Source organism: Nonomuraea glycinis, assembly GCF_035920485.1.
In the GTDB taxonomy this organism is placed as follows: Bacteria; Actinomycetota; Actinomycetes; order Streptosporangiales; family Streptosporangiaceae; genus Nonomuraea; species Nonomuraea glycinis.
The window spans coordinates 8661718-8673977 of the sequence record NZ_CP109166.1 but is presented as its reverse complement, the minus strand read 5'-3'; the positions used below and the strand labels follow the sequence as shown (position 1 = coordinate 8673977).

10 protein-coding genes, 2 tRNA genes and 1 riboswitch are annotated in these 12260 nt (G+C 69.9%); of the genes, 10 read left to right on the top strand and 2 right to left on the bottom strand.

Annotated elements, in window-relative coordinates; genetic code table 11:
• Positions 1-6 precede the first annotated feature (6 nt).
• The 9 genes from glmS to OHA68_RS40815 all read left to right on the top strand — a co-directional run bounded on the left by glmS (position 7) and on the right by OHA68_RS40815 (position 9248).
• Complete coding sequence (gene glmS / locus OHA68_RS40855; RefSeq protein WP_189143460.1) at positions 7-1827, top strand: glutamine--fructose-6-phosphate transaminase (isomerizing); 1821 nt, start codon at positions 7-9, stop codon at positions 1825-1827.
• Positions 1828-1915: 88 nt separating this feature from the next.
• Complete coding sequence (locus OHA68_RS40850; RefSeq protein ID WP_225277599.1) at positions 1916-2659, top strand: SAM-dependent methyltransferase; 744 nt, start codon at positions 1916-1918, stop codon at positions 2657-2659.
• Between the two features lie 93 nt (positions 2660-2752).
• Positions 2753-3661, top strand: a complete 909-nt coding sequence (locus OHA68_RS40845; RefSeq protein WP_327105015.1) for a tripartite tricarboxylate transporter substrate-binding protein — start codon at positions 2753-2755, stop codon at positions 3659-3661.
• A gap of 43 nt (positions 3662-3704) precedes the next feature.
• Positions 3705-3898: riboswitch (cobalamin riboswitch) on the top strand.
• A gap of 103 nt (positions 3899-4001) precedes the next feature.
• Positions 4002-6158, top strand: a complete 2157-nt coding sequence (locus tag OHA68_RS40840) for a ribonucleoside-diphosphate reductase subunit alpha (RefSeq protein ID WP_327105014.1) — start codon at positions 4002-4004, stop codon at positions 6156-6158.
• A 26-nt stretch (positions 6159-6184) separates the two neighbouring features.
• Positions 6185-7180, top strand: coding sequence for a ribonucleotide-diphosphate reductase subunit beta (locus tag OHA68_RS40835; RefSeq protein ID WP_327105013.1), 996 nt, complete (start codon positions 6185-6187; stop codon positions 7178-7180).
• Positions 7181-7214: 34 nt separating this feature from the next.
• Positions 7215-8294: a mechanosensitive ion channel family protein gene (locus OHA68_RS40830; RefSeq protein WP_327105012.1), complete on the top strand. Its 1080-nt coding sequence runs from the start codon at positions 7215-7217 to the stop codon at positions 8292-8294.
• 248 nt (positions 8295-8542) lie between these two features.
• Positions 8543-8617 (top strand) — tRNA-Pro (locus tag OHA68_RS40825).
• Between the two features lie 118 nt (positions 8618-8735).
• Positions 8736-8811: transfer RNA gene (locus tag OHA68_RS40820), tRNA-Leu, on the top strand.
• 107 nt (positions 8812-8918) lie between these two features.
• Positions 8919-9248, top strand: a complete 330-nt coding sequence (locus tag OHA68_RS40815) for a hypothetical protein (protein WP_327105011.1) — start codon at positions 8919-8921, stop codon at positions 9246-9248.
• Positions 9249-9318: 70 nt separating this feature from the next.
• On the opposite strand, the gene OHA68_RS40810 is transcribed toward OHA68_RS40815, so the two are convergent.
• Positions 9319-9627 (bottom strand): hypothetical protein, encoded by a 309-nt coding sequence (locus OHA68_RS40810; protein ID WP_327105010.1) that lies wholly within the window; start codon positions 9625-9627, stop codon positions 9319-9321.
• 31 nt (positions 9628-9658) lie between these two features.
• The gene (gene glgC / locus OHA68_RS40805; protein ID WP_189143465.1) at positions 9659-10894 is read right to left on the bottom strand and encodes a glucose-1-phosphate adenylyltransferase; all 1236 of its coding nucleotides are present in this window, start codon (positions 10892-10894) and stop codon (positions 9659-9661) included.
• A 167-nt stretch (positions 10895-11061) separates the two neighbouring features.
• Here glgC and glgA point away from each other — a divergent pair, with 167 nt between their 5' ends.
• Positions 11062-12240 (top strand): glycogen synthase, encoded by a 1179-nt coding sequence (gene glgA / locus OHA68_RS40800; RefSeq protein ID WP_327105009.1) that lies wholly within the window; start codon positions 11062-11064, stop codon positions 12238-12240.
• Positions 12241-12260: the final 20 nt, after the last annotated feature.

The following is a 12260-nucleotide window of genomic DNA, read 5'->3' as shown; positions in this document are numbered from 1 at the left end:
CCTCGGATGTGCGGAATCGTGGCTTACATCGGGCCGAAGGACGCGGCCCCCATCCTGCTCGAAGGGCTGCAGCGGCTGGAATACCGCGGCTACGACTCCGCCGGGGTCGTGGTCTCCAACAAGGGACTCAAGCTGCGCAAGGTCAAGGGCAGGGTCGCCGACCTGGCCAAGGTGGTGCCGGCCCGGTTCAAGGGGACGCTCGGCATCGGCCACACCCGGTGGGCCACCCACGGCGTGCCGAGCGACGTGAACGCGCACCCGCACCTGTCGGCCGACGAGCGCATCGCGGTCGTGCACAACGGCATCATCGAGAACGCCGACGAACTGCGCGCCAAGCTGGGCGCCGACGGCGTGGTGTTCGCGTCCGAGACCGACACCGAGGTGCTCGCCCACCTGATCGCCCGCGCCGTCGACGAGAACGACTCGCTGGAGGAGGCCGTCCGCAAGTCCCTCAAGAGCGTGGTGGGGACGTACGGCATCGCGGTGATCGACGCCGAGCGGCCGGGTGAGGTGGTCGTGGCGCGCAACGGCAGCCCGATCGTGATCGGCATCGGCGAGAAGGAGATGTTCGCCGCCTCCGACGTGGCCGCGCTGGTCCGCTACACCCGCCAGGTGGTGCACCTGGAGGACGGCGAGCTGGCCGTGCTGCGCGCCGACGGCTTCCACACCTTCGCCAGCGACGCCAGGGAGACCGCCAAGGAGCCGCTGACCGTCGACTGGGACGCCGGCCACTACGACACCGGCGGCTACGAGCACTACCTGCTCAAGGAGATCTCCGAGCAGCCCGACACCGTCACCCGCACCCTGAGCGGCCGGCTCGACGAGCGCTTCAACGTCGCCCACCTGGGCGGGCTGAACATGGACGCCCGCGAGACCCGCTCCTTCCGCCGGGTGAAGATCATCGGCTGTGGCTCGGCCTACTACGCCGGCCAGATCGGCGCGCAGCTCATCGAGGAGCTGGCCCGCATCCCGGCCGACGCCGAACCGGCCAGCGAGTTCCGCTACCGCAACCCCGTCGTCCACCAGGACACCCTCTACGTGGCGATCAGCCAGTCCGGTGAGACCTACGACACCCTGGCCGCCGTGCAGGAGCTCAAGCGCAAGGGCGGCCGCGTCATCGGCATCGTCAACGCCGTCGGCAGCGCCATCGCCCGCGAGGTCGACGGCGGCGTCTACCTGCACGCGGGGCCGGAGGTGTCGGTGGCCTCCACCAAGGCGTTCACCTCGACCGCGGTGGCGTTCGCGCTGCTGGCGCTGCACCTGGGCCGGGTGCGCGACCTGTCACCCGCCGACGGCCGGCGCATCTGCGAGGGCCTGCGCAGGCTGCCCGACCAGATCGGCGAGATCCTCACGCAGAGCGACAAGATCGCCCAGCTCGCGCAGAAGTACGCCGGCCACGCCAGCATGATGTTCGTGGGCCGGGTGCGCGGCTACCCGGTGGCCCGCGAGGGCGCGCAGAAGCTCAAGGAGATCTCCTACGTGCACGCCGAGGCCTACCCGGCCAGCGAGCTCAAGCACGGCCCGCTCGCGCTGATCGGCCCGGAGATCCCGACGGTGGCGATCGTCCCCGACGACGAGCTGCTCGACAAGAACCTCACCACGCTCGGCGAGATCCGCGCCCGGGGCGGCAACGTCCTGATGGTCGGCCACCGGGAGCCGGACGCCAAGCTGGCCGACGACGCCATCGTGGTGCCGAAGAACGAGATCGAGCTGGACCCGATCCTGCTGACGATCCCGCTCCAGCTCCTGGCCTACCACGCGGCCGTCGCGCTCGGCCGCGACGTGGACAAGCCGCGCAACCTGGCCAAGAGCGTCACCGTCGAATAGGCGGTAAGACAAGGCTTACCGTTCGGATGGGTCATAGTCGGATTCGGCCCTGTGTCCCCCTTGACACTGAGCCCATAGTGTCAGAAAGGTGTCCCAGTCCGACCCCCACACACCCAATGTCGCCCGGATGTACGACTACCTCCTCGGTGGCAAGGACAACTACGCGGTCGATCGTGAGGCCATCGACAGGCTGACGGACCTGATTCCGGAGGCGCTGCCGCTGGCCCGCGCCAGCCGCGGCTTCCTCCAGCGGGCGGTCCGCTACGTCGCGCAGGAAGGCGTGGAGCAGTTCCTCGACCTCGGCAGCGGCCTGCCCACGCAGGGCAACGTGCACGAGGTGGTGCCGCACGCCGTGGTCGTCTACGTCGATCAGGACCCGATCGTGGCGGCGCACGCGCGTGGGCTGCTGCGGGAGGAGCCCCGGGCGGTCTTCGTCGAGGACGATCTGCTCGACCTCGACCGGACGTTGGCGGACGTCTCCGGCTTCCTCGACCTGAGCGAGCCGGTCGCGGTGCTGATGGTGTCGATGCTGCACTCCTTCCCGGCCGCCAAGGGCCCGCACGGTGACCCGCATGCCATGGTGGCGCGGCTTCGCGAGGCACTGGCGCCGGGCAGCTATCTGGCGCTCTCGCACACCACCTCCAGCGGCCGGCAGGAGGGCGAGGCTGCCACCGACCGCAGTCCGGAGGAGATCCGTGCCTTCTTCGGCGACTTCGAGCTGGTGCCTCCGGGCCTGGTGCAGGCGGCCGACTGGCGCCCGGACCGGCCCCGGCTGGTGGGCGGACCGCTGCTGCCCTCGTACGTGCTGGCGGGCCTGGCCCGGAAACCGTAGCCCTATGTCCGACTTTTCGTGACCGAAACGGGTCGCACCACTGATGTGTAACTCTGCGTCAAGTGTCAATAACTTGATGTAGGGGGTGCGGTCATGCGGCGAAGGCTGTTTCTCGCGGGCGGGCTGGGGGTGGCCGCCTGCCTGGCCGGCTGCGGCGTCGAGCGGCACGTCCCGGGGGCGCGGCGACCGTACACGATCCGCGCGGGGGGAGAGCGGTGGCGTCCGGTGACGCGGGCGTTCGTGGGGGCGGTGCGCGAGGCCGGCTTCCCGGTGACCGGCCCGGGGCAGGCCGTCCGGCTCACCGTCACCGGGCTGCCGGCGCTCGCCGCGGCCGAGCTCAACGACGGGCAGACGCTGGCCGAGACGGCGACGCCGCTGGCCCGGCTGGCGGGCGAGGTCGAGGTCGTGCTCGTGCCCGCAGACTCCCGCTTCCGCACCTTCGACGACTTCGGCGCCCACCTGCTGGCCCGGCCCGGCCAGACGCCGCTGGCCGGCGGGCCCCTGGGCGATCCCGACCACCTGCTGTTCGGGCTGATCGCCAAGGGGGTCGGCGCCGACACCCGCCAGGTCGACTACACCGGCTACCCGACCAGCGCGGAGGCGGCCACCGCGCTGTTCGCGGGCCGCGCCGCCGCCGTCGTCGGCACGCTCGCCGACTGGCGCGCGCACATCGACCAGGGGCGGGTACGGGTGCTCGCCGTGTCGTGCGCCAAGCGCTTCCCCGGGCTGGACGCGCCGAGCCTGCTGGAGAGCGGGGTCCGCGTCGACTTCGCCAACTGGTGCGCCGTCGTCGGGCCGGCCGCCATGCCGGAGGAGGTGCACGCCCCGGCCGTCGGCATGTGCGAGGAGGTGACGGGGTCGACGGCCTGGCGGCGGGTGTGCCGTACCGGAGGGTGGCTGCCGATCCCGCTGGCGGGCGAGGAGTTCGTGCAGTGGCTGGCCTCGGAGGTGCGGCGGACCAAGGCCGTGATGCGGGACCTCGGGCTCTTGGGAGCCCGCTGAGCCACAAGATGCTGGGGTAGTTGCGGAAACTGCCACTAGATGTAGGATCCTGCTCGTCGCTGGTTCGCCTCCTGGAGGCGGAGCAAAAGGGAACCCGGTGCGATTCCGGGGCTGCCCCGCAGCGGTGAGCGGGAACGACCGCCGTCAGACGCACTGGAGAGATCCGGGAAGCGACGGCCAGTAGGACGATGCCAGGCGCCCGCGAGCCCGAAGACCTGCCGGTGACGTGAATGTCCAGGGCTCCGAGGGCGGGCCCGGGGGCGTCCGCGGCCGGCGTTCGAGGCGAGCCGCAGTGCTCTCGCGTGCCCTCATCGGGGATGAGCTCGCGAGGAGAGAGCACATGACACAGATCGTTGAGGGTGATCGGCGGCTGGCCATCGAGGAGGCCGCCGCACGGGTGATCACCGACCCGGCCAACTCCCGGGTGGCCGCCCGGCTGCTGGCCGAGGAGATCGCCGAGGAGGCCGCCGGGCACGGGGTGCGCACGTTCGCCGAGTCCGTGGCCGCCACCCACGCCGCAGGGCTGGTCCAGGACGCGCTGGCGGCGTTCGTCGCGGCCAACGCCGCCGAACTGGACGCGCTGATCGCGGACGAGGCCGACGAGCGCTTCGAGTACTTCGGACTGCGCACCGTCTACGACCGCTACCTGCTGCGCCACCCGGACACGCGGGCGGTGCTGGAGCGGCCGCAGCACTTCTTCCTGCGGGTGGCGTGCGGGCTGTCCACGACGGTCGCCGAGGCGGCCGAGCTCTACGCCCTGATGTCCACGCTGTCCTACCTGCCGAGCTCGCCGACGCTGTTCAACTCGGGCTCGCGGCGCCCCCAGCTCTCCTCCTGCTTCCTGCTCGACTCACCCCGCGACGAGCTGGAGGCGATCTACGACCGGTACGGCCAGGTGGCCAGGCTGTCGAAGTACGCCGGCGGCATCGGCATCTCCTGGACCCGGGTCCGCTCCCGGGGCTCGCTGATCAAGGGCACCAACGGGCACTCCAACGGCATCGTGCCCTGGCTGCGCACGCTGGACTCCTCGGTGGCGGCGGTCAACCAGGGCGGCCGCCGCAAGGGCGCGGCCTGCGTCTACCTGGAGACCTGGCACGCCGACATCGAGGAGTTCCTGGAGCTGCGGGACAACACCGGCGAGGACGCCCGCCGCACCCACAACCTCAACCTGGCCAACTGGGTGCCGGACGAGTTCATGCGCCGGGTGGAGGCGGACGAGCCCTGGTCGCTGTTCGACCCGAAACAGGTCCCCGACCTCACCGACCTGTACGGCGAGGCGTTCACCCGCGCCTACCGGGCCTACGAGGCCGACGGGCGATTCGTCCGCCAGATCCCCGCCCGGACCCTCTACGGCCGCATGATGCGCACGCTGGCGCAGACCGGCAACGGCTGGATGACGTTCAAGGACGCGGCCAACCGCACCTCCAACCAGACCGCCCGCCCCGAGAACGTCATCCACCTGTCGAACCTGTGCACCGAGATCCTCGAGGTCACCAGCGACGCCGAGACGGCGGTGTGCAACCTCGGCTCCATCAACCTCGCCGCCCACTTGCGCGCGGGCGACGGGATCGACTGGGACAGGCTGCGCGCGACCGTACGGACCGCCGTGCGCTTCCTCGACGTCACCATCGACCTCGGCTTCTACCCGACGCCCGAGGCCGCGGCGGCCAACGGGCGGTGGCGGCCGATCGGGCTGGGCGTGATGGGGCTGGCGGACGTGTTCTTCACCCTGCGGCTGCCGTTCGACTCGCCGCAGGCGCTCGCGCTGTCCACCCGGATCGCCGAGGAGATCGCGCTGGCCGCCTACGACACCTCCGCCGACCTGGCCGCCGAGCGCGGCCGGCATCCGTCGTACGACGACACCCGGGCCGCCGGGGGAGTGCTGCACCCCGACCACTACGGCGCCGCCGGCTCGCCGCGCTGGGACGCGGTGCGGGCCAAGGTCGCCGCCCATGGCCTGCGCAACTCCCTCATGCTCGCCATCGCGCCGACGGCCACGATCGCCTCCATCGCCGGCTGCTACGAGTGCATCGAGCCGCAGGTGTCCAACGTGTTCAAGCGGGAGACGCTGTCCGGCGAGTTCCTCCAGGTGAACCGCTATCTGGTGGCCGACCTCCAGGCGCGCGGCCAGTGGACCCAGCGGGTCCGCGACGACCTCAAGCGGGCCGACGGCTCGGTCCAGCACGTGCCCGGCATTCCCGAGGACCTCAAGGCCCTCTACCGCACGGCCTGGGAACTGCCGCAGAAGGCGCTGATCGACCTGGCGGCGGCGCGGCAGCCGTACATCGACCAGTCGCAGTCGCTCAACCTCTTCATGGCCGAGCCGACCATCGGCAAGCTGTCGTCGATGTACGCCTACGCGTGGAAGAGCGGCCTGAAGACCACCTACTACCTGCGCTCCCGCCCGGCCACCCGCATCGCGCAGACCACCGTCCAGCGGGCCGCCCCGGACGTCTGCTCCCTGGAGAACCCGGAAACCTGCGAAGCCTGCCAGTAAGCCCCCTTCCTCACGGAGAACTTCCCATGCTGCTGGACCCTGGAATGGACCTCACGCTGCGCCCCATGCGCTACCCGGACTTCTACGAGCGCTACCGGGCCGCGATCCGCAACACCTGGACGGTCGAAGAGGTCGACCTGCACACCGACCTGGCCGACCTGGCCAGGATGACGGCCCAGGAACGCCACCTGATCAACCGGCTGGTCGCCTTCTTCGCCACCGGCGACTCCATCGTGGCCAACAACCTCGTGCTCAACCTCTACCAGCACGTCAACGCCCCCGAGGCGCGCCTGTACCTGAGCAGGCAGCTGTACGAGGAGGCCGTCCACGTGCAGTTCTACCTGACGCTGCTGGACACCTACCTGCCCGACCCCGAGGAGCGGGTCAAGGCGTTCGCCGCCGTCGACCACATCCCGTCCATCCGCGACAAGGCCGAGTTCTGCTTCAGATGGATCGACTCCATCAACGGGATCGACCGCCTGGAGACCCCCGGTGAGCGCAGGCAGTTCCTGCTCAACCTCATCTGCTTCGCCGCCTGCATCGAGGGCCTGTTCTTCTACGGCGCGTTCGCCTACGTCTACTGGTTCCGCTCGCGCGGCCTGCTCAGCGGGCTCGCCACCGGGACGAATTGGGTGTTCCGCGACGAGTCCATGCACATGGAGTTCGCCTTCAGCGTCGTGGACACCGTCAGGGCGGAGGAGCCCGAGCTGTTCGACGACGAACTGAGCGCTCAGGTGACCCGCATGATCGAGGAGGCCGTCGAGGCGGAGCTGGCCTTCGCCCGTGACCTGTGCGGCGACGGCATGCCGGGGATGAGCGTCGAGCAGATGCGCTCCTACCTGCAGTATGTCGCCGACCAGCGCCTGGCCAGGCTGGGCATGCCCGCCAGGTACGGCGCCGCCAACCCGTTCGCGTTCATGGAGCTGCAGGACGTGCAGGAGTTGGCCAACTTCTTCGAACGGCGTGTTTCCGCTTACCAGGTGGCTGTCGAGGGCAATGTGAGCTTTGATGAGACGTTCTAGGTAATTTGGTGGGCTATTTCAGGAGGCTGTGCGGGTGTCGTCGACGGCCCACTGGTTGATACTGGCCGGCTCCATCGCCGGCGCGATCCTGCTGGTGGAACTGGCCAGACGGATGCTGGTCAGAGTCGGGCGCAGGTGGGACCTGGCCCGTCACCTGGTCGAGCGCTGCACCTGGCCGATGTTCGCGGTGGCCACGACGTTGACGTTCAGCCTGGTGTTCCTTCCGTCGATGCTCGGCATCTCCCGTGAGGAACTGGCCGTCGGCGCCATGATCGAGCGAGTGGTCGAAGTCGCCTCGATCGCGGCGCTCACCTGGCTGGTCATCCAGGCCAGCTACGCCCTCACGGACCTCGTCATGGACCGCCTGGTCCAGGTCGAGGGGGAGCGCAACCGGCGGGCCCGGCGGATCCTCACACAGATCGGGCTGGTCCGCCGGGTCGCCACCGCCGCCGTCATCATCATCGCCTTCGGCGTCATGCTGTTCTCCTTCCCGCAGGTGCGGGCGCTGGGCGCCGGGCTGCTCGCCTCCGCCGGCATCGCGGGCGCCATCATCGGCATCGCCGCCCAGCCGACGCTCGGCAACATGGTCGCCGGCCTGCAACTCGCCTTCAGCGACGCGCTCCGCCTGGACGACGTGGTCGTGGTGGAGGAGGAGTGGGGCCGCATCGAGGAGCTCACGCTCACCTACGTGGTGCTGCGGCTGTGGGACGAGCGGCGGCTGGTCCTGCCCGTCTCCTACTTCACCCAGAATCCGTTCGAGAACTGGACCAGGCACGGCAGCCGGGTGGTGGCCGCGGTCTATCTGCGGGTCGACTGGGCGGTGCCCGTCGACAAGCTGCGCGAGGAGCTCTACCGGTTCATCCAGGACAGCCCGCTGTGGGACCAGAAGGACTGGACGCTCCAGGTCACCGACGTGCTGCCGAACGGGTTGGTGGAGTTGCGCGGCCTGATGAGCGCCGCGGACTCGGCCTCCGCCTGGGACCTCAAGTGCGACGTACGCGAGCACCTCGTCACCTACATCAGGGAGAACTACCCCGACGCGCTGCCCCGCTTCCGCATCGAGACGCCCGAGAGCCGCGCCGGGGTGCCGTGGCGCAACGGCGGGCGCGGCTAGCTTCTGTGCGGTGGCCTCGAGGTTTTGTTCGGTGGCCCCCGGGGTTTTATTCGGTGGCACCCGAGGCGATCACCGGGCTACCGTGGACAGCGTCCAGCAAGAAGCGTCCGGCAGCAGGGAAGGCGGCAGCGGTGAGCGCACTGAAGACCCCCCTTGAGGCGGGGCCGGCTGCCTGGTGATCTGACACGGACACCAGGACGGCCGCCCGGGGTTTCCCCGAGGCGGCTTTCTCATGCCTTCATGTACGACCGAGTGTGGGGTAGTTCGGCCGCCCGCCTGCCTTGGGAGCAGGAGCATCGCAGGTTCGAATCCTGCCACTCGGACGACGGCCCTGAAAGAAGAGGGCCGCGGGCCCGGTCTGACCGGTGGGAATGGCGCCCCCCGGCCGGACACGAGCCCTCGCCCCGGGCAAGGCCCACGCCAGCCCGGCCCGGGGCCCAAGCCGCTCTGGCCCAACTTGGCAAGAGGCGCCGCCCTCAGGAGGCGGAGGTTCGGGGTTCGACTCCCCGGGGCGGCACCCGGATGATCAGTTGCCGTCGCGCCCAGCGTGGCGTGCGGGTCGCGCTCGAAGCCCCTCCGTATAGTGATGGATCGATGACACTTCGTGATCACGGGGGGAATATCATGAGAAGTGCCCTTATCGCCGCGGGCGGGGCTCTGTTCGCCGCAGCAGCGCTCGCCGCCGGCCTGGCGGGGCCGGCCACCGCGGCCGTCGAAGACCAGTCGACCCGGATCTGCGACATGGAGACGCAGGAGGTCCGGACCTGGCAGAACGTCTACGGCCCCGACAAGGTCGCGCAGGGGACGCGCGACGCCGCCGCCTGCCAGAACCACCACCACCATGACCACGGCCACCACCACGGTCACCACTACGACGCTTACGACCACCATGGCCTGGACAGCTGGGCCCTGAGGTACGCGCTCCTCCGTGACGAGTGGCGTCTCAACGGCTGAGTGCCGTCCGGCCTGACCGGTCCCGGGAGCTCACGCCGAGCCCTCGGGACCGTCCTATGCCCGATCGCTCTCAGTCTCGCTCTTCGCCGGCCGCCCAGACGGCCTGGAACGCCGCCTCGCCGATCTCCGTCAGGTCCCAGATCTCCAGCGCCTGGTCGGTGAGGAAACCGTGCTCGTCCTGCAGGTGCCGCCACCAGTAGAGGTGAACGCCACGCCGGGCGTCGATCTCGATCTGCCGGATCGCCCAGTGCTCGCCGTCGCCCTCGACGCTCTCGAACAGCCACACCCCGCCGTCGCCGTCATCCCCGCGCCAGTGGCGCCGGGGCAACTCCGACTCGCTGAGCTCACGGATCCGGGGTTGGCGAAGATCTGGCAGCACCCCATCACTCTAGGCCCGTCCGGAAGCGGTCTCAGCGGTCGACGATCTCGTTCTTGCCGATGACGACGACGCCGCCGCGGGTGAGCGCGAAGCGGGTGCGGTCGTACTCCAGGTCGAAGCCGATGCGCGCGCCGTCCGGGATGACCACGTTCTTGTCGATGATGGCCTTGCGGACCACGGCGCCCCTGCCGATCTTGACGTTGTCCATCAGGACCGAGTCCTCGACCACCGAATGGGAGTGCAGCACCACCATCGGCGACAGGATCGACCGCAGGGCCAGGCCGCCGGAGATGATCACCCCGGGGGAGACCAGCGAGTCGATCGCCCGGCCCACCCGGTCGCCGTCGTTGTGCACGAACTTGGCCGGCGGCAGCGGGTCGTGGCCGGTGTGGATGGGCCACTTGTCGTTGTAGAGGTTGAAGATCGGGTGCGCGGCGATGAGGTCCATGTGGGCCTCGTAGTAGGCGTCGAGCGTGCCCACGTCGCGCCAGTAGCCACGGTCGCGCTCGCTGGAGCCCGGCACCACGTTGTGCGCGAAGTCGTAGACGTCGGCCCCGCCCGACTTGACCATCATCGGGATGATGTTGCCGCCCAGGTCGTGCTTGCTGGTCGGGTCGAGCGCGTCCTCCCGCAGCGCGTCGATCATCGCCTGCGTCTTGAACACGTAGTTGCCCATCGAGGCGAACACCTCGTCGGGCGAGTCGGCCAGGCCCACCGCGTCCTTGGGCTTCTCCCGGAACGCGACGATCCGGCGGCCCTGCGGATCGGTCTCGATCACGCCGAACTGGTCGGCCAGCGACAGCGGCTGCCGGATGGCCGCCACCGTCACGTCCGCGCCCGACTCCTCGTGCTGCTCCACCATCTGCCGCGGGTCCATCCGGTAGATGTGGTCCGCGCCGAACACGATGACGTGCTCGGGCATCTCGTCGTAGATCAGGTTCAGATTCTGGAAGAGCGCGTCGGCCGAGCCGGAGAACCAGCGTGGACCCAGCCGCTGCTGCGCGGGGACCGGGGTCACGTAGTTGCCGAGCATCGACGACAGCCGCCAGGTGCGCGAGACGTGGCGGTCAAGGCTGTGGTTCTTGTACTGGGTCAGTACGACGATCTTCAAATAGTTGCCGTTGGCCAGGTTGGACAGCACGAAGTCGATGAGCCGATACATGCCGCCGAACGGCACCGCCGGTTTCGCCCGGTCCGCCGTGAGAGGCATGAGCCTCTTTCCCTCTCCACCTGCCAGCACGACCGCAAGCACCCTCCGGGACCTCATGCCCAGGACGCTACCCCCAATTGGCCGATCTATCGAAGAAACCTCGTCCGGCTCTCTCCCGCCGTGTCCCATTCTCCGGAGATATGTACGGCCATCGCCGCACGTTCGATCCGGTGTCGGGGCTGTCGATGTGTCCTGAACGGGCGGCTTGCTCGTAAGGTCGTGTCATGCGTGTTGATCTGCTCAGCAGGGAGTACCCACCGGAGGTCTACGGCGGCGCCGGCGTGCACCTGGAGTACCTCGCCAGGGAGTTGCGCAAGCTGGCCGACGTGCGAGTCCGGTGTTTCGGGGCCGAACGGGACGAATCTGGCGTGTCCGCCTATCAGGTGCCGGGTGGGCTGGAGTCCGCGAACGCGGCCTTGCAGGTGCTCGGCGTGGACCTGGAGATGGCCGCCGCGTGCGCGGGCGCGGACGTCGTGCACTCGCATACCTGGTACGCCAACTTTGCCGGGCATGTCGCGAAGATGCTGCACGGCATCCCGCACGTCGTCACCACGCACAGCCTGGAGCCGCTGCGCCCGTGGAAGGCCGAGCAGCTCGGCGGGGGCTACGCGATCTCGTCGTGGGCCGAGCACACCGCCCTGGCCGCCGCCGACGCGGTGATCGCGGTGTCGGAGGGGATGCGCCGCGACGTGCTGGCCGCCTACCCGGGGATCGACCCGGCCAAGGTGAGCGTCATCCACAACGGCATCGACACCGCCGAGTACGCACCGGACAACGGCCACGAGGTCCTGAAAAAGCATGGCATCGACCCCGCCCGGCCGTACGTCATCTTCGTGGGGCGGATCACCCGGCAGAAGGGGCTCGTCCACCTCCTGCACGCGGCGCGGTCCTTCGCCCCCGGCGCGCAGCTCGTGCTCTGCGCGGGCGCGCCGGACACCCCGGAGATCGAGGCCGAGGTCGCCGGGCTGGTGCGCGGCCTGGACCGGGAGGGCGTGTTCTGGATCTCCGAGATGCTGCCCAAGCCGCAGATCATCCAGTTGCTCACGCACGCCGCCGTGTTCGTCTGCCCGTCGGTGTACGAGCCGATGGGCATCGTGAACCTGGAGGCGATGGCGTGCGAGACCGCCGTGGTCGCCACCGCCACCGGCGGCATCCCCGAGGTGGTCGCCGACGGCGAGACCGGCCAGCTGGTGCCCATCGACCAGGCCCCCGACGGCACCCCGCACGACGCGGGCCGCTTCGCCGCGGACCTGGCGGAGCGGGTCAACGCCCTGCTGGGGGACCCGGCGCGGGCCGCGGCCATGGGGCGGGCGGGCCGGGTGCGCGCCGTCGAGCACTTCTCCTGGGAGCGCGTCGCGCGCCGCACCGCGGACCTGTACGCGTCACTGCGCGAAACGGGCTGATTGGGTCTTGTAGCGGCCCT

Excerpts from the sequence above, each read along its gene's own strand:
- OHA68_RS40840 (WP_327105014.1), top strand. The coding sequence starts at position 4,002 with ATGACACAGATCGTTGAGGGTGATCGGCGGCTGGCCATCGAGGAGGCC.
- glgA (WP_327105009.1), top strand. The coding sequence starts at position 11,062 with ATGCGTGTTGATCTGCTCAGCAGGGAGTACCCACCGGAGGTCTACGGC.
- glgC (WP_189143465.1), bottom strand. The coding sequence starts at position 10,894 with ATGAGGTCCCGGAGGGTGCTTGCGGTCGTGCTGGCAGGTGGAGAGGGA.
- OHA68_RS40845 (WP_327105015.1), top strand. The coding sequence starts at position 2,753 with ATGCGGCGAAGGCTGTTTCTCGCGGGCGGGCTGGGGGTGGCCGCCTGC.
- OHA68_RS40815 (WP_327105011.1), top strand. The coding sequence starts at position 8,919 with ATGAGAAGTGCCCTTATCGCCGCGGGCGGGGCTCTGTTCGCCGCAGCA.
- glmS (WP_189143460.1), top strand. The coding sequence starts at position 7 with ATGTGCGGAATCGTGGCTTACATCGGGCCGAAGGACGCGGCCCCCATC.
- OHA68_RS40835 (WP_327105013.1), top strand. The coding sequence starts at position 6,185 with ATGCTGCTGGACCCTGGAATGGACCTCACGCTGCGCCCCATGCGCTAC.